Genomic DNA, 22,539 nt, shown 5'->3' with positions numbered 1-22,539 from the left:
CTTTCCTTTTTTCGTGGTAAATTAGTAATAGTATCCGAAACGGATGCTTAATTATTGTGTAATATTAATAGGCAGTTTGATTCGGAATCTGCCGCAAGGCGTGATAGGAGATTTTATTGTGAAATTTTTTTGGAAGAAAGAAAAATGTAAAGACTGGGTGGAGGCCTGCAAAAAAAAGGTGAAAGCCTTGGGAATGAACCCTAAAGATAGCAAGTGGATGTGGAAGCTTAAAAATAGAAACAAAGCAGAGGCGGATAGCAGCGAAAATCTTCATGATGGATTCGTAGCGTTACAGGATAATTCGTTAAAAGCCCGGATGGAAAGGATTGGTGACAGATTCTCACTGCTTTTTTTCATCGCTTCGGCCCTACTCATCAATTTCATTATCGAGGCTGTCAGCAGGCATTCCTTTGTGAAAGCCTTCGAGTATCTGTCACAGAGCAAGGTAGTGTTTCTTTATAATTCGTTTCTGATTTTTGTCACCCTGACGCTCAGCTACCTTGTAAGAAAAAGGCTGTTTGCATCAATGATCATAGGCGGCATCTGGCTGATTGGAGGAATAGCCAATGGCGCTGTTCTTTCCTACAGGACGACCCCGTTTACAGGGACTGACATGAAGCTTATAAAGAGTGCGGCTGACCTGATGACGAAGTACATGTCCATGGATCAGATGATTTTAACGGCTATCGGTGCGGCTCTTGTTGTAATCGCATTTGTCATAATGGCAGTACGAGGACCAAAGTACAGGGGCAGGATGAGATACAGGAGAAATATCATCCTGATTGTGCTCATGTTTTCGTCGATCATCCCGGTAACCAGACTATGCGTTGAAACGAGAACGATTTCGACCTACTTTGGAAACATAGCCATCGCATATGAAGATTATGGATTTCCGTACTGCTTCTGGAGCACGGTGATAGCCAAAGGAATAAGCTGTCCCAATGAATATGGAGAAAGCGAAATAAAAGCAATTCTGGAAAAAGACGGAGAAGACTCCTACAATGAAGAAAGCACTCCGAACATCATAATCGTACAGCTGGAGTCGTTCTTCGATCCAGCCCTTGTAAAAGGACTTGAGTTTTCAGAGGATCCACTTCCAAATTTCAGGAACCTGGAGAAAAATTATTCATCAGGATACATCACAGTTCCATCAGTAGGCGCGGGTACCGCAAATACAGAATTTGAAGTAATATCAGGCATGAGCCTTCGCTATTTCGGACCAGGGGAATACCCATATAAAACAGTCCTGAAAGAAAACGTATGCGAAAGCGTGGCTTATAATCTTAAGGATATCGGCTATTCGACACATGCAATCCATAACAACGAGGCAAGCTTCTACAGCAGAAGAACCGTTTTTTCAAGGCTCGGATTTGATACCTTCACTTCAGAGGAAATGCTCGATATTACGGGATATACGCCGCTTGGATGGGCAGAAGACGAGGTTCTGACAAGTGCGATTACAGACTGCCTGAAATCGACTGAGAACAAGGATTTCGTATATACCATATCCGTACAGTCCCATGGCGGGTATCCAAGTGAGCAGATCCTTTCAGATCCAAAAATAAAAATAAACGGATTGACGGATGAAGCGGCAACCAATGCGATGGAATATTATGTTAACCAGCTGAATGCAGTAGACCAGTTCATCGGTAATCTGGTAGAAGAGCTTTCAAACTATGAGGAGGACACGATACTTGTTCTGTTTGGCGATCACCTCCCGTCCCTGGGACTTGAGGCGAGAAACCTTTCCAACAGATCCTTATATCAGACTGAATACGTGATCTGGGACAATATGGGGCTTAAGGCGAAGGATGAGAATCTGAAGTCATACCAGCTTGCAGCAAAAGCCCTGGACAAGGCAGACATCCATGTAGGAACGCTTATGAAGTTCCACCAGAAAAGAAGCGGAACAGACAAGTACTGGGTCGATCTTGAAGCGTTGCAGTACGATATGCTTTACGGGAAAAAGTACATGTATGATGGAGAAAGCCCTTATGAAAGGCTGAAGCTGACAATGGGGGTCAAGGATGTAACCATATCATCGGTCACGACAGATATTCAGGGAAATGTCATCATTTCCGGAGATACCTTCAATGCTTCCAGCAGCCTCGCAGTTAATGGAAAACAGGTTGAAGAGACAAAGTTCATTGATAAAAATACCCTGATGGTGGCGGGCGTGCAGCTGAATACCGGCGATGTCCTGTCAGTAAATCAGGTTTCATCCGGAGGAAGGGTTTTAAGAGAAGGAAGCATATATACCTATTAAGGCTTAAAATGGCTAAAAATGGCTAAGACATAAGGCTTACAGCAATTAAAAGATTGAAATAATATACAAAACTGTTATAATGAAAGTAGTAGTCAGAAAACGTGAAGATATGTACAAATGACAAAGGCGACTTATGACAGGAGGTGATGACCAAATGGGAGAGATTTTGCAAGGCCAGACTTATGTGAAGTTTGGCGACCAGGATATGGATGCATACTTATATTTGGACATGCCCGAAGGATCCCGGACATACGTTAAAGAAGATATCCTGCAGATTTTGGAAGACAACGGAATAACTGTTGGAATCATTGAAGCGAACATTGAAAAAATAATAAATTCAGGATGTTACAGGACTGAAGTCAAGGTGGCTGAAGGAATAAGACCTGTTGACGGAACAGATGGAAGATTTGAATTTATGTTCAACAGGTTTCTGGATAAAAAGCCGGTATTGGATGAAGATGGGTCTGTCGATTACTGGAGCCTGTCGGTTATTGAAAATGTTGAAAAAGGTCAGGTGATAGCCTGTTATATCCCTCCCACTCCTGAAAAACCGGGAATCAGCGTAAAAGGAGAACAGGTACCAGGCAGAAGAGGAAGGGAATTACAGCCTCTGAAAGGAAAAGGATTCGTGCGTTCCGATGACAGCAGAACATACACGGCTCTTATTGACGGGAAAATCGAGTATAAAAATGATAGAATTTATATATCGAATCTTTATGAAGGCTTCGAAGATGTGGATGTCGTTAGCGGGAATATCGAATTCAGAGGAGATATCGTGATTCATGGAAATGTCGAATCAGGAGTCTCAATCAAGGCAACCGGAAGCATCACGATCGACGGCAAAGTTGAAGGTGCACATATTACAGCAGGGAAAGACATCATATTGAGAAGCGGTGTACAAGGATGCAATAAAGCCTATATCAAATCATGCGGAAACATCTATTCGAAATTTATTGAAATGGCAAAGGTCGAAGCCAAGGGAATGATACTGACCAATGCAATCATAAATTCTACGGTTCTTTCTGAAGATACGGTAATCCTGAGAGGGAACAAAGGACTTATTTCCGGTTCTTCCGTAAAAGGCGTCAAGGGAGTTGAAGCTGTGACGGTCGGAACAAAAGCAGGAGTAAGGACAAAGGTTTCGGCAGGAGCTTCAGAGGATACCTATCAGAGAATATCTGCGCTGAAAAAAATCATAGAAGAAGCACGTTTGGCACTTGCTGAAGCAGAAATATGCATAAACGAACTCAATTATGAAAACAGCAGGAGGCCTGTCCGCATTGAAAACGATCCCCGGATGATGCTATGGCTCAGATCCAGAGTCAGGAATATTTCGATAATCAACGAGTCGCAGGCGGAGCTGGAAGCACTGAATGCCATTGTCGATAAGTCAAAAAGGGCTTATGTCAGGGTTTTAGAAGATGGCTATCCCGGAAGCAGGATTGAAATTGATGATAAGAGCGTCGAACTGAAAGAGGTACTTGAAGGTGTTGAATTCCGTAAAAGGAATCATGAAATCGTCATGTACAGCCTGATCAGGGATATGTCGCAGGCTGCTGAATGAAGTAATATGATGTGACTATGAAGGACATAGTCCTGAATAGTTAAAATATAATATGCTTGCATATTGCCACCACTATATTATAATGGTAAAAGGAAATTTTATCATAGTAATGGAGTGGTGGTTTTGAATTATAGGGAAGCAGTCGAATACATATATGAAATACCGAAGTTTACCTCGAAAAATGATCTGGCATTTACCGGTATGCTGCTTGAGAGGCTGGGAAGCCCTCAGGAAAACAAAAAAGTCCTGCATGTTGCAGGCACAAATGGAAAAGGTTCGGTATGTGCCTACCTTTCATCCATTCTTCAGACGGCAGGGAAAAGGACAGGTCTTTTCACTTCTCCCCATCTCGTGGATATCAATGAAAGGTTCAGAATTGACGGAGAGCCTGTTGATGATGAAACGTTTTTAAGCTGTTTTACATCTGTTCATAGTGTAATAAATGAACTTATGGATGAGGGGCATCCCCATCCTACTTTTTTTGAGGTTCTTTTTGCGATGGGAATGGTCATATTCAAGAAAGAAAAGGTCGAATATGTAATTCTTGAAACGGGCCTGGGAGGTCGGCTGGATGCCACGAATGTGATTGAGAATCCCCTTGCAACAGTGATCACATCCATCGGATTGGACCACACGGAAATCCTTGGCGACACTATTGAAAAAATAACCGCTGAAAAAGCGGGGATCATGAAAAAGGGTGTTCCGGTCATTTATGAAGGCTCGGAAGAAGCCGCCGAAAAAGTGATTCTGGCAAGATCAGAAGAACTCGGATCGCCGCCTTACAGGGTCGCCAAAGACAATCTCGAAACGGAGAGGACCACCAATAAACAGGTTGATTTTTGGCTTAAATGTGGGTATTATGAATATGTCCGGTTTCATATTTCAAATATCGCTCCGTATCAGGCTCTGAACGCTGCGCTTGCTGTGCGTACGATTGAAGCAATCGACGGACAACATGAGATGACCGCTGAAATAGTGAAAAAGGGAATCGAAAATGCTTACTGGCCCGGACGTATGGAAGAGGTAAGGCCGGGAGTGTTCCTGGATGGCGCCCACAATGAACAGGGTATAAAAGGGTTCGCAAAAACCGTAAGAGGACTTGAAGGAATGGGAAGCACGACGCTTCTGTTCTCAGCCGTTATGGAAAAGAATTTTGAAGAAATGATCAGGACAATCTGCATGGAAGTACCTTTTGACAGGGTCATCGTTACAACACTCAACAACAAAAGGGCGGTCAAGGCAGAAATGCTTGCAGAAATCTTCAGTAAATATACAGAACGGGAAATCATAGTGGTTCCCGCTGTTGACGAAGCATATGAAAAAGCGGAAGAATTGACGGACAGCCATGGCGTGCTGTTCTGTATCGGCTCTCTTTACCTTGTAGGAGAGATAAAAGCAATTATCAGGAGGAAAGAAAATGATTGATTTTGAAGAAGAACTTAAAAAATTTCACCCAAGCCTTGAAGTAGAGGATGTGGAAGAGACGATATATAATCAGGATATAACAGATATGACTGATATTTTAAAGGAAATGATGAAGGAACTGAAGGAAAAGAAGAAATAGAATAGATTGAATAGAGAGCGTGGATGGTGAAAAGATGAAGTGTTTCAACTGTGGAAACGTCCTTTCCAATTCGGATATCTGCAAAACCTGCGGAGAGGATGTTGCTTTATATAAAAGAATCGTAAGGCTGTCAAATGCGCTTTACAATGACGGCCTGGCAAAAGCAAAGGTAAGGGACCTTACAGGAGCGGCTGCCAGCCTCAGACAGAGCCTTAAATTGAATAAGAACAATACGGATGCAAGGAACCTTCTGGGGCTTGTCAATTATGAAATGGGCGAGGTTGTCCCTGCACTCAGCGAATGGGTTATGAGCAAGAACCTGCAGAAGGAGAACAATATCGCAGGGAATTACATAAAAGCGATTCAGTCGAATCAGAACAGGCTGGATACCATCAACCAGACAATAAAGAAATATAACCAGGCCCTCCTTTACTGCCGGCAGGGAAACGAGGACCTTGCTGTAATCCAGCTGAAGAAGGTGCTGTCCCTCAACCCAAGACTGATTCAGGGACATCTGCTTCTGTCGCTTTTATACATGAAGATCGAGGAATATGAAAAAGCGGCTAAAAGCCTGAACAGGGTCCTGAAAATCGATACAGCGAATACAACCGCCCTGCGGTATATGCATGAGCTTGAAAAGCTTAGGAAAGGGCCACAGAGCGCTGCAGCAGCAGCTAAAGTCAAGGAAAACGCAAACCGCGTGGCATACAGGAGCGGAAATGATACGATTATCCAGCCAACTGTAAGATTCAGGGAAAATACGGGTCTTTCCCATGTAATCAATATCCTGATCGGACTGGCAGTCGGAGCTGCAGTTGTGTGGTTCCTGGTAGTGCCTGGATACAGGCAGTCTCTTAAGAGCGAGATGAACAAGGCAGCTATTGCGACCAGCGAGGAAGTGGCTACGAAAACTGCAGAGATTGCATCTCTGAAAGAATCCCTTGCCACTGCCCAGAGCGAGTCTGAGGCAGCGAAAACGGAGCTTGCCCTCTATGCGGGGGAAACAGGCCTTGTAGCAGCATATGAGAATCTCCTGACGGCATCCAATGCCTACGATGCAGGTGATGACGTGGCGGCAGCCGAGGCCTTGACAAAAATCGATGCAACAAAACTGACCGGTGCGGCAAAAGCCCTTTATGATTCGCTTGCAGCTGAGACGACGGCAAAGGCAGCAAAAAGCCTGTATGCATCCGGTTATGCCGACTATCAGAAAGGAAATTATGCAGAGGCAATCACCAAGCTGAGCAAGGTTGTGACAATGGCTCCTTCTGATGCTGATGCGCTCTATTACCTTGGACGTTCCTATCAGAAATCCGGAGATACGGCAAATGCGAATGCAACATTTACAAAGGTGATAGAATTGTTCCCGGGAACGAAACAAGCCAACAATGCAGCTGCGAATATAAAATAGCATGATACCAGGGTCAAAAGGTCATGTGTTTCATGCTTGCATGAAAAAACATGACTTTGGGACCCGCAAAACATGAGAAGGCAGCCCGAACAGGGCGAATAGTGAACCGCATAAAGCACAAAGCATGGAGGATGAAGCATGGACAAGGATGTCTTATATGTTGATGACAATGAACAGGTGCCGAAATATTTGAAATGGAAATCCGAAGGAATGAAATTTCAAGTCATTCAGGCAAGGACGGCAGAGGAAGCCATTTCCATTATGGGGAACCGCAAAATAGCCGTAGTGATAACCTCGATTCATATTACGGAAGAAAACGATTATAGCTTTCTCAGAACTGCAGCTACTTTGTTTCCGGACACTGTACTGATTGCATCTACCGGACGGATAAACGATGCAGATGTCCTTGCAGCGCTGAATGCTCTTAATGTATATAAAATATTAACAAAACCATGGGATATAGAAGGACAGATTCTTCCTTATGTATTGGAGGCCTTGGAATATTATGAACTCAGGTGCTTCAAGCGTGAGCTGGAGAAGGGGCTGGACGAGGCAGGGAGCAGCATCCGGGAAATGGGATGTGACCGCCTGTTTCAGGTGGAAAACAATGGGGTAAGGAAGACCCTTGGCAGCCTGCAGGACTTTCTGACGAATAAGAAATCAGCAGCGGAAAAAGTATGCGCAGTCGCAGAGGCTGTTATGAAAAAGGCCGCCGATGATAATGACGCCGGCTTAAACGAGTTTGAAAAACAGGAGCTGATCGCATTCAATATGTCAGCGATTCAGAATTATATCCAGAGACAGATGGATTTCGATCCAGAGGAAGAGTCATTTGGAAAGAGGATGAAAGATGAGTTTTCAGGCAGCCTTATAGCAGGAACCGTTGAAGTGAAGGACGAGCAGATCTCGAAGGAAAAGAGAAGGCCGACCAGCAAGGCAGAAGACTGTGTAAGCAGGAACCTGTCTGGAAAAATGCGCAAGGATATTGAATTTATCGTATGGCTTCTGGTCAGGCGATGTCTTATGATATCTGAGATAAACGGGCTTTCGGTAGACCTTAGAAGAAAAAGTCCGGACATCCTGGGATTGACCATATACCTGGAGCTGAAGGAAGACTCTGTCATGAACAGGAATGAAACGAAGCTTCAGAAGGTGATCAGAACCCTGGTTGACGCTATTATCGATGAACTTGTTCTGAATTGTAGCTTTTTTGTCGGAAAGGATGCGGTTCTGTATAAGATGAATTTTAAATACGGAAAGCAGTGCCAATGAGAAAATGGGCTTTTGACACGCAACGCCAATAAATTCAAAAAAGGTTCAACCGTAATGGTTGAACCTTTTTTGCTATCTTTTTATAGTAGTATCCGTCTGCTTAGGAGATTTGTTGGAGGTGTTCTCTGAATCTGTTGTTGGATCATTGTTCTGAGTGGTTTCAGATCCGGTGCCTCCGGAAGAATCCGGTGGAGTCACGGGTGTCTGAGGATTGCCTTCCGGCGTTTGAGGAGTCTCGATTACCGGTGGTTCTATCGTGATTGCCTGATGTATGTCGCATATGTCGGTCAGACTGGACGGAACCTGATAAGGGGAATCTCCCGTGGCATCCGCTATTCCTTCAGGAGTTATGATATAGACCTTATCTATACATAAATCCTTTGGACAATAGTCGCCGGCAAGTCTGCCGGATACAGTGCAGGTCGATACCTTAACATGCGTGTCACAGACTTCCGTTGGAGCTGTCCCTTTTGCGAAATATTCAGAAGAGACCATGCTTCTGCGTGGGTCCTGGTCGCAGAGCCCTTCCACAGCCAGTTTTCCCGATTTTTTGCATATAGTCGCTTTTACAATTGAATCAGGCCTGGAAAAATCCTTGGAAGGAAGTTCGGCGTGAATTCTGGACATTACTTTTTTCCATAAAGTCTGCTGGAATGAACCAGCTCCGAGAGTGTGGTTCGTATCATAGCCGGCCCATACTGAACATGTATAATATGGGGTGAAGCCAGAGAACCATACATCGTATTTGTTGGATGTAGTACCGGTTTTTCCGGCAATAGGCATACCGCCGAATGCAACATTTTTACCCGTACCTTTTGTAATGACATCTGTCATGGCTGATGTAAGAAGGAATGCAGTTGATTCCTTAAGTACAGTGGTTGTCTGAGGCGTGTTGTCTATGAGAACGTTTCCTTCGTGGTCAACTATTTTTGTATAGAAAATAGGTTTCGTGTAGGTGCCGCCATTTGCGATTGCCGCATATGCCGCTGTAAGCTCAAGGTTTGTTACACCGTGAGTGAGTCCGCCGAGCACCATTGACTGATTTGTAGCTTCATCTTTCGAGAGTGTAGAGAATCCGAAATTCAGAAGATAATCATAACCAAGCTGCGGTGTGATCTGCGTGATTGTCTTGACTGCTACAATATTAATGGAATCCTCGATGGCTTCTCTGATGGTAGTGTATCCGCGGAATTTGCCGTCGTAATTCTTTACCTGCTTGCCATTTGCATATGCATAGGGAGCATCATACTGAACTGTTGCAAGGGTCATGCCTGCAGTGTCGAGTGCCGGAGCATAACCGGCAAGAATTTTGAATGTCGAACCTGGCTGTCTGGTCGTATTCGTAGCACGATTGAGTGTAAGGCTGGCTTCCTTTGTGCCACGCCCGCCATATATAGCTTTTACATATCCAGTCGTCTGATCGATAATTACAATGGAAGCCTGGGGCTGCAAAGTTGTATTGAATACTTCGCCAAGGATTGCATCCCCTTCTTTTACAATGCCCTGTTTATACAGCTCTACCTGAGCCGCTGCTTCGTCTGCATTCGCATACAGGATGTTGTAATCCTCATCACCATTGACTTCTTTGAAATAGTTTTTGAGTGTGTTCTGATCATAATTCTTGGTTGTTCCATCGGCATGTTCTACTGAAAGACGGTAATCGAGTTCTACTTCAGTAGAATCCGGATAGTTATCCTCGTTCGAAAATTCCTCGTCGCAGATCTGCTGCATGCCAGGATCCTGTGTCGTATAAATGCTGAGACCGCCGCTATATAGCGCATACTCGGCCTGAGTCTCCGTATAGCCTTTCTGAGTCATCAGATCGGATTTTACCTGTTCCGTCAATTCATCGACAAAATAGGAATAGATGGATGTGTTCTTTGTTTCTTCGTTGACGTTCTGAATCCTCGCATAAACGTCATCAGCAAGGGCTTCATCATATTCTTCAGAAGTAATATAGCCCTGACTGAGCATATCCTTTAATACCTTTTCCCTGCGGACAAGGTTTTCTTCAGGATAACTTACCGGATTATATTTTGTGGGATTCTTTGTGATAGCGGCAATAACTGCACTTTCAGAAAGTGTCAGTTCAGAAACCTCTTTGTTAAAATATCTTTTTGAAGCAGCCTGGACGCCCAGTGTGTTCTGTCCAAGATTGATGGTATTCAGATAATTTTCAAGAATCGTTTCTTTAGAGGTGGTCTTTTCCAACTGCACTGCCAAGTACTGTTCCTGAATCTTTCGTTTGGCTTTTTCAGCAAAGGAAGATTCCTCGGTCCATCCTGTAAAAACATTGTTTTTTAACAGCTGCTGGGTAATGGTGCTGGCACCTTCGGAAAAATCTACTTCAGTGATGCCTTTTACGATGACCCTTACAATACCTTTCATATCGATACCATTGTGCTCCCAGAACCGTTCGTCCTCTATTGCGACGAATGCATCCTGCAGGTTTTCGGGAATTTTATCAAGGGTCACATATATCCTGTTTGACCCGGATGTAACTAATTTAGTGGTTTCGTTACCGTTCTGATCATAAATAGTCGTTGAGAAGCCTGATGGGGAAATATCCACATCGGATATGTCTGGAGCAGAATCTATTACGCTTTTTATGGCTCCGATACCAACGCCTGCAACAATGACACCAATAACAATCAGACATAGTATAAAAGCTTTGAAAAACGTGACACCGACCTTTTTGCCAACCATTGTTGTCTTTGAGGTCATTGCCTTCTGCTTGTCAGAAGCCCCTTTTTTTCCATAATTCATTTGTATAGCCTCCTTTATCTTCACCATTATAACAAATAACCTATGCTAAATAAAGATAAATATAGAAGCTTAATAAAAAGTTCACAAACGCATTTCAGTATGTTAGAATCAAGTAGCGCGGGCGGATTGCCAATATCCGCGTTGATTTTGATCAGGGAAGGGAAGTGCAGGAAATGGGTTTGGAAACATACAAAGCAGTCCACCAGGGCGGCGAAGGTGAAATTATAGAGAAGAAATCAAGATTCATAGCAACGGTGGTGCCCGTAGAAACAGAGGAGGAGGCCGTTGCATTTATAGATGCTATGAAGAAAAAGTACTGGAATGCGGCTCACAACTGTTCGGCTTTTGTAATAGGAAAAAGGCAGGAGCTCCAGCGCTGCAGCGATGACGGGGAGCCTTCGGGGACGGCGGGAAGGCCCATGCTGGATGTGCTTCTGGGAGAAGGCATCTGCAATGTAGTGGTAGTCGTAACCAGGTATTTCGGAGGCACGCTTCTGGGAACCGGAGGCCTGGTCAGGGCTTACCAGTCTGCGGTCAAAGCCGGGCTTGAACAGTCTGTGATCATAGAAAAGAAGCCGGGAATAAAACTCGGCATCAGGACAGATTACAACGGTCTGGGAAAGGTGCAGCATATACTGGGAGAACGCAGGATACCCATAACCGGGTCAGAATATTCAGATGTGGTAAAACTGGAAGCAATGGTCCCGGCTGATGAGAAGGAAAAGCTGAAGGAAGATCTGACTGAGGCAACCATGGGAAGGGCAGGGCTTACAGAGGGAGACCAGGTATTTTTTGCCCTGGTGGATGGAGAAGTGCTTGTCTTTGATGAGCAGTAGGTTGGAAGATATTACATTCAGCGACAGATAACTGCATATGGATATAAAGAAATCCCCCGTTCCGGCATTTGACTGCTGAAAAGGGGGATTTCTTCTATTAAATAAGGATTAGCTGTTTCTGCTTGCCCTTTTTCTCATTGTAGGATCAAGGATTTTCTTACGGATCCTTAAGTTCTTAGGTGTGATTTCAAGAAGTTCATCAACATCGATAAATTCAAGAGCCTGTTCAAGGCTTAATGTTCTTGGAGTTGTAAGCTTAAGAGATTCGTCGGCACCTGATGAACGTGTATTGGTAAGCTGTTTACGTTTACATACGTTAACTTCAACATCTTCCGCTTTTCCGTTCTGTCCGATAATCATTCCTGCGTAAACTTTTTCGCCAGCACCGATGAACAAAGTTCCACGTTCCTGAGCATTGAATAATCCGTAAGTGATGGATTCGCCTGTTTCATATGCGATAAGAGATCCCTGTTTACGGTACTGGATTTCTCCCTTGTATGGTCCGTATCCGTCGAATATCGTATTGATAACGCCGTTGCCTTTGGTATCTGTCATGAATTCACCTCTGTAGCCGATCAGTCCCCTTGCAGGAATCATGAATTCAAGTCTCGTTGATCCGCCGCCGGAAACGTTCATTCCCTGAAGCTCGCCTTTTCGTGAGCTGAGCTTTTCGATAACGCTTCCTGCAAATTCTTCAGGAACGTCAATGTAAGCCATTTCCATAGGTTCTAATAATTTGCCGTTTTCGTCCTTTTTGTAAAGAACCTCAGCCTTGCTGACTGCAAATTCAAAGCCTTCACGTCTCATGTTCTCGATCAGTACGGATAAATGGAGTTCGCCACGGCCAGAAACCTTGTAGCTTTCAGTTGTATCTGTTTCTTCAACACGTAAGCTTACGTCAGTATTCAGTTCTCTGAAAAGACGTTCGCGAAGATGTCTTGAAGTAACGAACTTTCCTTCCTGTCCGGCAAGAGGGCTGTCATTTACCATGAACTGCATTGCAATTGTAGGTTCTGATATTTTCTGGAACGGAATTGCAACAGGGTTTTCAGGTGAACACAGAGTATCACCGATATGGATGTCTGCAATACCTGAAATCGCTACGATAGAACCGACAGTAGCGGTAGTGACCTCTACTTTAGTTAATCCGTCGAATTCATAAAGCTTGCTGATTTTAACCTTTTTCTGTTTTTCAGGATCATGAGCATTTACTAACATGCATTCCTGGTTTACCTTAATTGTTCCGTTATCAACCTTACCTACACCGATACGTCCGACATACTCGTTGTAGTCGATTGTGCTGATCAATACCTGCGTATCTGCATCAGGATCGCCTTCAGGAGCCGGGATGTAGTTGATGATTGTTTCGAATAATGGAACCATGTCTTCCGGTGTCTGGTCTAATTCAAGGATTGCATGTCCTGATTTTGCTGAAGCGTAGATGAATGGACAGTCTAACTGTTCGTCAGATGCATCGAGGTCCATGAAAAGTTCAAGTACTTCATCGATAACTTCTGTAGGTCTTGCTTCCGGTCTGTCAATTTTGTTGATGCATACGATAACGGGAAGATCTAAATCCAGGGCTTTCCTTAAAACGAATTTTGTCTGAGGCATAGCGCCTTCAAAAGCATCGACTACTAAGACAACACCATTGACCATTTTCAATACACGTTCTACTTCACCGCCGAAATCGGCATGTCCTGGCGTATCGATAATGTTGATCTTGATGTCCTTATAGAAGATAGCTGTATTTTTTGATAATATAGTAATACCACGTTCACGTTCAATATCATTGGAGTCCATTACACGTTCTGCGACTTCCTGGTTTGAACGAAACACACCGCTCTGTTTCAAAAGCTCATCGACTAAGGTTGTCTTACCATGGTCAACATGTGCAATAATGGCAATGTTTCTTATATCTTCTCGTTTCATTTTCATAAATAAATATCCTTCTTTCTTGTGAATCACAATTCGCAACTTTTTATAGTTTACCACATCAGCGTCAGATTACAAGGATTTTTTTCAGAACCTACATTATAATGAAGAAACAATCATAACTATCCATTTTTTTGAGTAATATTGTTACTGTTTACTGCATGAGCAGTAACGCAATACCACCGGATTTTTCGGGATGAAATGAAAATTTGCTTTTTAATGCAGGAATATGTTATTATAGAATGCGTTATACAGGTGATATTTTGTAGAAATGGACTGGCATAAAGTGAAACTTAATTCAAGTGCAGTGAGGTGCGTTATGGACAAGGGACTAGTACAGATATACTGTGGAGACGGCAGAGGAAAGACGATGGCAGCTTTAGGTCACAGCCTCCAGGCAGCATGCGGGGGGAAGTCGGTAGTAATCATACAGTTTCTGAAAGGGAAGAGTACGTGTGAAAGTGAATTTATAAAACGGCTTGAACCTGAAATCAAACTGTTCAGATTTGAAAAAACCAAAAAGTTCTTCGAAGAGCTTTCTGAAGAAGAGAAACAAGAAGAGACAATGAATATAAAGAACGGACTGAATTTCGCAAAGAAGGTGCTGCTTACAGGTGAATGCAGCGTGCTGGTGCTGGATGAAGTGCTCGGTCTTTTGGATATGGGTATTATTACAAAAGAAGAAATAGAATCCCTTGTCCATGCGAAAGACAGCGAGACCGAACTGATCCTTACGGGAAGGCACCTTTCGGATGATATAAAGGGTCTTGCAGACTCTGTTTCAAGAATAGTATCGGTCGAAACAGATGTTGACAATAAAAATGAATGATGCTAAGATAGGCTTAACTTAATAGTTTTGATAGAGGTTGCGCTTTTCATCAGTAGCCTGTTGGATGTATTCTGGTACAGAAGAAGACAGGGGAAAGGGGACGGCGCCGAAGAGATATTCCGCAGAGAGGTTTATTTCTGGGCATATGGTTAACAGCCATGTGACTGTCATCTTTTTTAAGATGGAGAGCTATCTAAAGAATGCAAAAGTAGATTTTCTGAATGTGAATTCTTTAGGGGCCGGTCCATTGGATCGGCCCTGTTTTTATGGGAAATCTAGGCAGAAATAGGGAAGTGGTTTATAGCCTGATCAAAAACTATGTTGATAAATTATTTAATTATGAGGAGGAAATTTTATGGCAATTTTTACTGGAGCAGGTGTTGCAATCGTAACGCCGTTTAATGAAAACAGGGAGATCAATTATCCGAAACTTGAGGAGATCATAAACTATCAGATCGCGAACGGAACTGACAGCATCATTATCTGTGGAACTACTGGCGAGGCATCGACGCTGACCCATGAGGAACATCTGGAATGCATCAGGGCAACCGTTGAATATGTGAAAGGAAGAGTTCCTGTTATTGCAGGAACGGGTTCCAATTGCACAGAAACAGCGATCTACCTGTCAAAAGAAGCGCAGCAGCATGGCGCAGACGGCCTACTTGTTGTGACGCCTTATTACAACAAGGCAACCCAGAAGGGTCTTATTGAATATTTCACTGATATCGCAAATGCAGTCGACATTCCGGTAATCATGTATAACGTTCCGGGCAGGACGGGCTGCAATATAAATCCGGAAACAGCAGTTGCACTTGCGAAAAATGTGGACAACATCGTCGGCATCAAGGAAGCGAGTGGAAACATCTCTCAGGTCGCAAAACTCATGAGCCTGGCTGAAGGATGCATCGACCTCTACTCAGGAAATGATGACCAGATTGTTCCACTGCTTTCCCTTGGCGGAAGCGGCGTTATTTCAGTCCTTTCCAATATAGCTCCACAGGAAACTCATGATATTGTTGCAAAATTCATGCAGGGAGATGTGAAAGGCAGTATGGATCTTCAGCTTAAGGCGATTCCATTAATTGACCAGCTGTTCTGCGAAGTGAATCCGATCCCGGTAAAGATGGCTATGAACCTTATGGGATTCGAAGTAGGCGAACTCAGGAAACCTCTTACGACGATGGAAGAGGGCAATGCCGTAAAGCTTGCAAAAGCGATGAAAGAGTTTGGAATTAAATTATCGGAGAAATAGAAAATCTTTGTGACTCTGAAGGACATTGTCCTGAATAGTTAGAAAAACTCAATGCCAGAGAGGGAGTGACGCGGGTGCTTTCTGATTCATGGGAAATTGAATTCTGTGAGGAAGTGGCCCCACGGATTATACGTAGGAGGATGGAAAAATGGTAAAAGTAATCATGCACGGATGTAACGGAAGAATGGGACAGGTAATCACCGGTCTTATGAAAGAGGATAAAGAAGCTCAGATAGTTGCGGGAATCGATATTGCCGATAACAGGGAAAACGGATATCCGGTATTTACTGATATTAAGAAATGCGACGTAGAAGCAGATGTCATTATCGACTTCGCTTCGGCACAGGCGGTGGATGCACTCCTTGATTTCAGCCTTGAGACCAGGATTCCTGTGGTTTTATGTACAACAGGACTTTCTGAGGAGCAGATTGAAAAGGTGAAGGCGGTTTCTGAGAATGTTGCCGTTTTAAAATCCGCGAACATGTCGCTTGGAGTAAATATGCTGATAAAATTATTAAAAGAGGCTGCAAACGTGCTTGTTCCTGCTGATTTTGACATCGAAATAGTAGAAAAGCACCATAACCAGAAGGTTGATGCACCAAGCGGAACAGCTCTTGCTCTTGCTGATTCGATCAATGAGGCGTTGGACAATGAATATGCCTACAAATATGACAGAAGCCAGGAGAGAAAGCTTCGTGACAAGAAGGAAATCGGGATACATGCTGTCAGAGGCGGAACCATCGTCGGAGAACATGAAGTTATTTTTGCAGGTGCCGATGAAGTGATTGAATTTAAACATACAGCATATTCAAAAGCGATTTTTGGAAAGGGTGCAATCCAGGCTGCAAAATACCTTGCAGGGAAAAACGCTGGAATGTATGATATGAGCAACGTAATTGATGGGGAGTAGCCTGACCGATGAAGAAAATGGAAATGAAATATCTGAAAAACATTGCAAGACAGTATCCAACAATCGTTTCGGCCTCGACTGAAATCATCAATCTTCAGTCAATTCTGAACCTGCCAAAGGGAACCGAACATTTTTTGACGGATGTTCATGGAGAATATGAGCAGTTCCTGCATGTTCTGAAAAACGGCTCGGGATCTGTCAGGCGAAAGATCGATGATGAATTCGGCAAGAGCCTGAGCTTCAAAGATAAGAAAAGCCTGGCAACCTTGATTTATTATCCGGAGGAGAAGCTGGAACTGATCCTGAAGGAAGAAGAAAATATTGGGGACTGGTATAAAATAGCACTCCACAGGCTGATCAGGGTCAGCAAGAGGGTTGCATCAAAATATACCAGATCCAAAGTACGCAAGGCCCTTCCCCAGGAATTTGCATATGTCATTGAAGAGCTCATTACCGAAAAAGCCGAGGTAGAGAATAAGGAAGCATATTACAACGAAATCATCAATACGATAATACGTATAGGAAGAGCACAGGATTTCATCATCGCCCTCAGCAATCTGATACAGCGTCTCGTAGTGGATCACCTGCATATCCTGGGAGATATTTTCGACAGGGGGCCGGGCCCACATGTAATTCTGGATACACTTATGGATTACCATTCTGTGGATATCCAGTGGGGAAACCATGATATATTGTGGATGGGAGCGGCTTCTGGAAACCTGGCATGTATCGCAAATGTAATACGTTTTTCAGCTAAGTTCGGAAACCTGGATATGATTGAGGATGGATATGGCATAAACCTGATTCCCCTGGCTTCGTTTGCCATGGACAAGTATCCCCAGGGCAGCTGCGACTGCTTTGAGATCAGATACAGCGATGGCTACAGCGCAAAAGATCTTGAAATGGAGCAGAGGATGCACAAGGCAATATCAGTCATCCAGTTTAAGCTGGAAGGCCAGCTAATTATGAGAAGGCCTGAGTTTGCCATGGAGGGACGACTGCTCCTGGATAAGATCGATTATGAAAAGGGAACTGTCAATATTGAAGGGAAAGAGTATAAACTGAAGGACTGCAGTTTTCCGACGATCAGCAGGGAGTCCCCTTATGAACTGTCTCCGGAGGAGGCAAAAATCATGGAGAGGCTGAGAACCGCATTTATGAAATGCGAGAAGCTTCAGAGGCATGTCAGATTCCTGTTTTCAAAAGGCAGCATGTATAAGATATACAATTCAAACCTTCTCTACCATGGCTGTGTTCCTATGAATGCGGATGGAACCTTCTTAAAGGTAAGGGTGTTTGATCAGGAATACAGCGGCAAGGCTCTTTATGATATTCTGGAAGTCTACACCAGGAAAGGCTACTATTCGATTGAAGAAGAGGAGAGGTCGAAAGGACAGGATATCATGTGGTACATCTGGTCCAGCGACAAGTCACCTGTTTTCGGGAAAGAGAAGATGGCAACTTTTGAAAAATATCTTGTCGACGATAAAGAGATACAGTATGAAAAGAAGGACTGCTATTATGAACTGAGCGACAACGAGGATATCGTCAACAAAATTCTGGAGGAGTTCGGTCTGGACACAAATACCTCCCATATTATAAATGGACACGTGACTGTGGAACTGAAAAACGGAGAGATGCCGATCAGATGCGGAGGCAAGCTTCTTATGATAGATGGCGGGTTTTCCAGGGCCCATCAGAACAAGACCGGAATTGCAGGATATACGCTTATCTATAATTCCATGGGCCTGAGGCTCGTTTCCCACGAACATTTTGAATCTGCAGAAAAGGCAATCGTTGAGGAGACGGACATCTATTCTGATGTTACAGTTGTTGAACAGGCTGTCAAAAGGCTGCTCGTAGGCGATACAGACAATGGAAAAGAGATCAAGGAAAGAATCGAAGAACTGGAAGAGTTGCTGTATGCATACAGGACGGGGCTTCTTATAGAGGCTGACGTGCTTTAGCGCTGGAAGAAACTGAAAGTCCGGAGAAACAGACGATTCCTGAAAGAGGAGAAAGAGATGAAGTTCAGACCCTGTATAGACATACACAACGGAAAAGTGAAGCAGATTGTGGGCAGCAGTCTTGCTGACAAAGGCAATCAGGCTCAGGAAAATTTCGTATCCGAGCAGGATGCAGCGTACTATGCCAGATTTTATCAGAAAGACGGAATAAAGGGCGGACATATTATTCTGCTCAATCCTGTAAATTCCGAGTTTTATGAAAAGACGAAGGAACAGGCTGTAAAGGCGCTGAATGCCTATCCGGGCGGCCTGCAGGTGGGCGGAGGAATAACCGACGAAAATGCTCTGTTTTATCTTGACCAGGGAGCATCCCATGTAATAGTCACATCCTTTGTATTTAAGGATGGCAGGATCAATTATGAAAATCTGCAGAAAATCTTCCGGAAGATCGGAAAAGACCGTCTTGTTCTTGATCTGAGCTGTAGGTTCAGGGACGGGGACTATTATATAGTGACCGACAGATGGCAGAAATTCACGGATGTGAAACTGAATCCGGAAACCCTGGACCAGCTTTCAAAATACTGCGACGAATTTCTCATCCATGCGGTGGATGTGGAAGGCAAGTCGTCGGGAATCGAAAAGGAGCTTGTGAAAATGCTTGGCAGCTGGGAGGGGATTCCGATTACCTATGCCGGGGGAGTCGGCTCCTTTGAAGATCTGGAACTGCTTAAAATCCTCGGGAAGAACAGATTGGACGTAACAATAGGAAGCGCGCTGGATCTGTTCGGGGGCTGGATGCGGTATACGGAAGTTCTTGGGAAAATGGACTGATTGTTATAGTTAATATTTATTCAACCTAAAATAACCTGCCCGGAATAGATATCCGGGCAGGCATTTTTTTTTGACATGTTAAAAACCTTGAAAATATTGAAATCTCATAAAATAATTCTTGTAATTTATTAAAAAAATGATACAATACAATAAGGAATTTTTAATAAGTAAATATGCAGGAGGCAAAAAATGAAAAAAATATTAGCACTTATAACAGTGATGACAATGGCAGTATCCTTAGCGGCTTGCGGAAGCAATAAAGAGAGCGCAACGGAAAGCAAGACACTGATTGTAGCAACAGAAGCGGGATTTGCACCATATGAATATATGAAAGGTGATAAAGTCGTGGGAGTCGATATGGACATCGCACAGGCAATCGCTGATGAGCTTGGGATGGAACTTGAAATTAAGAACATGGATTTTGACGGAGCGTTAGCTTCAGTGTCATCAGGAAAAGTAGACATGGCAATTGCAGGTATTTCTGTTACTGACGAAAGAAAAGAATCCATGGATTTCTCGACCGAATATGTTGATTCAACAGAAGTGATTGTTGTAAACAAAGCAAATCCGGCTGTTGCAGGCAAAGACGACCTCAACGACAAGATCATTGCTGTTCAGCAGGGAAACATCGCTGACTCATGGGTTTCCAATAAAGAGAATGTACAGGCAAAAGAAATCAAGAGATATACAAAATTCGCACAGGCAGCAGAAGATCTTAAGAATGGCAAGGTTGACTGTATTGTAATGGATAAATATCCAGCGGAAGAATTAGTTGCAGCATCTAATGACGAGCTTGTTATGCTTGAAGATGTAGTTTTTGAAGACAACTATGCAATCGCTGTTAAAAAAGGAAATTCAGAGCTGCTTGATAAAATCAATCCGATCATTGAAAAACTGATTGAAGACGGAAAAATCGAAGAATTTTACGCAAATCACACAAGCGCTGCGGAATAAGCCGGAAGAGGAAAAGACGCCTGCATGATATTTGAACGGAACAGGCAGACATTTTCAATGAAACGGATAGTTTAACCGTATAGCAGACTATTTTAATGAAACCAGTAAGTGGACAGAGTTCATCCTGCTGGTTTCATTTGTGGTTAGCAGTGGGATGTTCTGCATGCGCCAAATTGCTGGTTTTGCGATTTGTGTGCATCATCTGTGACTATGAAGGATATAGTCCTGAATAGTTACTTATATTTTATAGTTGTATAGAGAAAGGAAGTGTTACATTGGGAAGCATATTAGATAGGTTTTATCGGGCGTTTATTGCAGAAGAGAGATATCTGGCTTATATAGAGGGACTGAAGGTAACAATTGAAATTTCGTTTTTTGCCATACTGATCGGCGTGCTGATTGGTGTGGTTATTGCTGTGGTGAAAGTATCATCGCCGAAATACCAGGGTAAGGGGCTCGGCAAGATTCTTCTGACTGTTGCGGAAAAAATATGCAGTCTCTATGTCACGATTATCAGGGGAACACCGGTCATGTTGCAGCTGCTGATTATTTATAATCTGATATTTACTTCCCGTGATGCGAACGAGATAGTGACCGCAATTATCTGCTTCGGAATCAACTCGGGTGCATATGTTTCGGAAATCGTACGTGCAGGAATCGAATCTATTGACAAGGGACAGATGGAGGCAGGCCGTACGCTGGGATTCAATTATGTCCAGACAATGGGTTATATCGTAATGCCGCAGGCCGTACGCAATATCCTGCCAGCACTTGGAAACGAATTCATATCGCTGATTAAGGAAACGTCAGTTGCAAGCGTTATTGCAGTATCGGATATTATGAAGAATGCACAGTATGTCGGATCGGCTACATATGATATACTTCCGCCTCTTGTGATTGCAGCAGGCGTTTATCTTGTCATGGTAATCGGACTTTCAAAAGGACTTGAAGTATTTGGAAGGAGGCTTGGACAAAGTGATAGAAACTAAAGATCTGAAAAAAATTTACGGTGACCATGTCGTGCTCAACGGGATTAACGAGACAATACAGAAGGGTGAAAAGGTAGTTGTGGTTGGACCGTCAGGTTCAGGTAAATCAACTTTCCTGAGATGCCTGAATCTTTTGGAAATGCCCACATCCGGAGAAGTGTGGTTTGAGGGTAACAATATCACAGATCCGAAATGCGATATCAACAAGCTGCGCCAGAAAATGGGGATGGTATTCCAGCAGTTCAATCTTTTCCCGCATCTTTCGGTGAAGGAAAATATCACTTTGGCTCCAATCAAGCTGCTTGGAATGAAAAAGGAAGAGGCTGACAAAAAGGCTATAGAGCTCCTTACAAGAATTGGGCTGCAGGATAAGGCTGATGCATACCCGAACCAGCTTTCGGGCGGACAGAAGCAGCGTATTGCAATCATCAGGGCTCTTGCAATGAATCCGGACGTCATGCTTTTTGACGAACCGACATCAGCCCTTGATCCCGAAATGGTTGGCGAAGTGCTCGAACTTATGAAAGAACTTGCTGATGCAGGTATGACGATGGTTGTTGTGACGCATGAAATGGGCTTTGCGCGTGAAGTTGCAACCCGGGTCATGTTCATTGACGAAGGACAGGTTAAGGAACAGAATACACCGGAAGAATTCTTTAGAAATCCGCAGAATCCGAGATTAAAAGACTTCCTGTCAAAAGTACTATAAATAGAGCATTCAATACAGGTATTCCAGGAGGGAGTGAGTCCTTTCTGGAGTACCTGTTTTATTTAGTGGGCAGGTTCGTTTCGGGGTATAAAATTCCTGGCTTTGTACTATTGCATCAAATATGTTCATTTTCGTTGACAATGCATATTAATAATAACTATAATGAGTAAGTGATTCAAAAAACAGCGTCATTCCAAAGAACTCCAGATCATGATATGCTCCTTAAAAGAATAATTCTAGGAGGCATCAAATGAAAAATGAAAATATTTCTCTTTGGCAGCGAAGAATAGCAGATAAGAAATCCAGCGGATTAAAACTGGATGAATGGTGTACACTGAATCAGCTGACAAAGCACGCTTACTACTACTGGAAACGAAAACTTGCAGATATGGAAATCAGCAGCTCAGATGCATCACTATTTGTTGAAGTTCCTGCCGAACCAGCTGTGAAAAAAGGAACTATGTCTGATACAATGCTGATTCAA

At 43.5% G+C, this 22,539-nt stretch carries 18 protein-coding genes and 1 riboswitch; of the genes, 16 read left to right on the top strand and 2 right to left on the bottom strand.

Annotated elements, in window-relative coordinates; all coding sequences use genetic code 11:
* Positions 1-118 precede the first annotated feature (118 nt).
* The 6 genes from BJR36_RS16765 (at position 119) to BJR36_RS16745 (ending at position 8,077) form a co-directional block, all read left to right on the top strand.
* The gene (locus BJR36_RS16765) at positions 119-2,266 is read left to right on the top strand and encodes an LTA synthase family protein (RefSeq protein ID WP_169823762.1); all 2,148 of its coding nucleotides are present in this window, start codon (positions 119-121) and stop codon (positions 2,264-2,266) included.
* Between the two features lie 154 nt (positions 2,267-2,420).
* Entirely contained in the window at positions 2,421-3,830 is a 1,410-nt protein-coding gene (locus tag BJR36_RS16760; RefSeq protein ID WP_169823761.1) for a DUF342 domain-containing protein, read from the top strand.
* 117 nt (positions 3,831-3,947) lie between these two features.
* On the top strand, positions 3,948-5,255 hold the full coding sequence (locus BJR36_RS16755; RefSeq protein WP_334292930.1) for a bifunctional folylpolyglutamate synthase/dihydrofolate synthase: 1,308 nt from the start codon (positions 3,948-3,950) through the stop codon (positions 5,253-5,255).
* Positions 5,248-5,394 (top strand): hypothetical protein, encoded by a 147-nt coding sequence (locus tag BJR36_RS20430; RefSeq protein ID WP_169823760.1) that lies wholly within the window; start codon positions 5,248-5,250, stop codon positions 5,392-5,394. The genes BJR36_RS16755 and BJR36_RS20430 overlap by 8 nt, the downstream gene beginning before the upstream one ends.
* Before the next feature lie 34 nt (positions 5,395-5,428).
* Positions 5,429-6,805, top strand: coding sequence for a tetratricopeptide repeat protein (locus BJR36_RS16750; RefSeq protein WP_091236487.1), 1,377 nt, complete (start codon positions 5,429-5,431; stop codon positions 6,803-6,805).
* 138 nt (positions 6,806-6,943) lie between these two features.
* Complete coding sequence (locus BJR36_RS16745; protein WP_091236485.1) at positions 6,944-8,077, top strand: response regulator; 1,134 nt, start codon at positions 6,944-6,946, stop codon at positions 8,075-8,077.
* A 72-nt stretch (positions 8,078-8,149) separates the two neighbouring features.
* On the opposite strand, the gene BJR36_RS16740 is transcribed toward BJR36_RS16745, so the two are convergent.
* Complete coding sequence (locus tag BJR36_RS16740) at positions 8,150-10,843, bottom strand: transglycosylase domain-containing protein (RefSeq protein ID WP_091236484.1); 2,694 nt, start codon at positions 10,841-10,843, stop codon at positions 8,150-8,152.
* Positions 10,844-11,016: 173 nt separating this feature from the next.
* Here BJR36_RS16740 and BJR36_RS16735 point away from each other — a divergent pair, with 173 nt between their 5' ends.
* Positions 11,017-11,679 (top strand): YigZ family protein, encoded by a 663-nt coding sequence (locus BJR36_RS16735; RefSeq protein WP_091236482.1) that lies wholly within the window; start codon positions 11,017-11,019, stop codon positions 11,677-11,679.
* 108 nt (positions 11,680-11,787) lie between these two features.
* Here BJR36_RS16735 and typA read toward each other — a convergent pair whose 3' ends face one another.
* Positions 11,788-13,617 (bottom strand): translational GTPase TypA, encoded by a 1,830-nt coding sequence (gene typA / locus BJR36_RS16730; protein ID WP_091236480.1) that lies wholly within the window; start codon positions 13,615-13,617, stop codon positions 11,788-11,790.
* A gap of 316 nt (positions 13,618-13,933) precedes the next feature.
* Here typA and BJR36_RS16725 point away from each other — a divergent pair, with 316 nt between their 5' ends.
* From BJR36_RS16725 to tnpA, 9 genes are all read left to right on the top strand, one after another.
* Positions 13,934-14,443 carry a cob(I)yrinic acid a,c-diamide adenosyltransferase gene (locus tag BJR36_RS16725; RefSeq protein ID WP_091236508.1) on the top strand — a complete coding sequence of 170 codons (510 nt, stop codon included), beginning with the start codon at positions 13,934-13,936 and terminating at the stop codon, positions 14,441-14,443.
* Positions 14,444-14,466: 23 nt separating this feature from the next.
* Positions 14,467-14,643: riboswitch (Lysine riboswitch) on the top strand.
* Between the two features lie 155 nt (positions 14,644-14,798).
* Positions 14,799-15,695: a 4-hydroxy-tetrahydrodipicolinate synthase gene (gene dapA, locus BJR36_RS16715; RefSeq protein ID WP_091236476.1), complete on the top strand. Its 897-nt coding sequence runs from the start codon at positions 14,799-14,801 to the stop codon at positions 15,693-15,695.
* A 148-nt stretch (positions 15,696-15,843) separates the two neighbouring features.
* A complete protein-coding gene (gene dapB, locus BJR36_RS16710) occupies positions 15,844-16,605 on the top strand; it encodes a 4-hydroxy-tetrahydrodipicolinate reductase (RefSeq protein ID WP_091236474.1) in 762 nt (253 codons plus the stop codon).
* An 8-nt stretch (positions 16,606-16,613) separates the two neighbouring features.
* On the top strand, positions 16,614-18,572 hold the full coding sequence (locus tag BJR36_RS16705) for a fructose-1,6-bisphosphatase (RefSeq protein WP_091236473.1): 1,959 nt from the start codon (positions 16,614-16,616) through the stop codon (positions 18,570-18,572).
* 57 nt (positions 18,573-18,629) lie between these two features.
* Complete coding sequence (hisA, locus tag BJR36_RS16700; RefSeq protein ID WP_091236470.1) at positions 18,630-19,403, top strand: phosphoribosylformimino-5-aminoimidazole carboxamide ribotide isomerase; 774 nt, start codon at positions 18,630-18,632, stop codon at positions 19,401-19,403.
* 189 nt (positions 19,404-19,592) lie between these two features.
* Entirely contained in the window at positions 19,593-20,357 is a 765-nt protein-coding gene (locus tag BJR36_RS16695) for an ABC transporter substrate-binding protein (RefSeq protein WP_091236468.1), read from the top strand.
* Positions 20,358-20,632: 275 nt separating this feature from the next.
* The gene (locus tag BJR36_RS16690; protein ID WP_091236466.1) at positions 20,633-21,346 is read left to right on the top strand and encodes an amino acid ABC transporter permease; all 714 of its coding nucleotides are present in this window, start codon (positions 20,633-20,635) and stop codon (positions 21,344-21,346) included.
* The gene (locus BJR36_RS16685; protein ID WP_091236465.1) at positions 21,333-22,055 is read left to right on the top strand and encodes an amino acid ABC transporter ATP-binding protein; all 723 of its coding nucleotides are present in this window, start codon (positions 21,333-21,335) and stop codon (positions 22,053-22,055) included. Before BJR36_RS16690 ends, BJR36_RS16685 begins: the two co-directional genes overlap by 14 nt.
* Before the next feature lie 250 nt (positions 22,056-22,305).
* On the top strand, positions 22,306-22,539 hold a 234-nt coding region (tnpA, locus tag BJR36_RS16680; RefSeq protein ID WP_408605738.1), incomplete at its 3' end, for an IS66 family insertion sequence element accessory protein TnpA.

Source organism: Anaerobium acetethylicum, from assembly GCF_900096945.1.
GTDB classification, from domain to species: domain Bacteria; phylum Bacillota; class Clostridia; order Lachnospirales; family Lachnospiraceae; genus Anaerobium; species Anaerobium acetethylicum.
The sequence above is the reverse complement of the archived record's forward strand: the minus strand, read 5'-3'. Positions and strand labels throughout refer to the sequence as shown.

Bases quoted from the DNA above. Each gene is read 5' to 3' on its own strand.
- BJR36_RS16760 (WP_169823761.1), top strand. From the start codon at position 2,421: ATGGGAGAGATTTTGCAAGGCCAGACTTATGTGAAGTTTGGCGACCAG.
- BJR36_RS20430 (WP_169823760.1), top strand. From the start codon at position 5,248: ATGATTGATTTTGAAGAAGAACTTAAAAAATTTCACCCAAGCCTTGAA.
- BJR36_RS16750 (WP_091236487.1), top strand. From the start codon at position 5,429: ATGAAGTGTTTCAACTGTGGAAACGTCCTTTCCAATTCGGATATCTGC.
- BJR36_RS16745 (WP_091236485.1), top strand. From the start codon at position 6,944: ATGGACAAGGATGTCTTATATGTTGATGACAATGAACAGGTGCCGAAA.
- BJR36_RS16740 (WP_091236484.1), bottom strand. From the start codon at position 10,843: ATGAATTATGGAAAAAAAGGGGCTTCTGACAAGCAGAAGGCAATGACC.
- BJR36_RS16735 (WP_091236482.1), top strand. From the start codon at position 11,017: ATGGGTTTGGAAACATACAAAGCAGTCCACCAGGGCGGCGAAGGTGAA.
- typA (WP_091236480.1), bottom strand. From the start codon at position 13,617: ATGAAAATGAAACGAGAAGATATAAGAAACATTGCCATTATTGCACAT.
- BJR36_RS16725 (WP_091236508.1), top strand. From the start codon at position 13,934: ATGGACAAGGGACTAGTACAGATATACTGTGGAGACGGCAGAGGAAAG.
- dapA (WP_091236476.1), top strand. From the start codon at position 14,799: ATGGCAATTTTTACTGGAGCAGGTGTTGCAATCGTAACGCCGTTTAAT.
- dapB (WP_091236474.1), top strand. From the start codon at position 15,844: ATGGTAAAAGTAATCATGCACGGATGTAACGGAAGAATGGGACAGGTA.
- BJR36_RS16705 (WP_091236473.1), top strand. From the start codon at position 16,614: ATGAAGAAAATGGAAATGAAATATCTGAAAAACATTGCAAGACAGTAT.
- hisA (WP_091236470.1), top strand. From the start codon at position 18,630: ATGAAGTTCAGACCCTGTATAGACATACACAACGGAAAAGTGAAGCAG.
- BJR36_RS16695 (WP_091236468.1), top strand. From the start codon at position 19,593: ATGAAAAAAATATTAGCACTTATAACAGTGATGACAATGGCAGTATCC.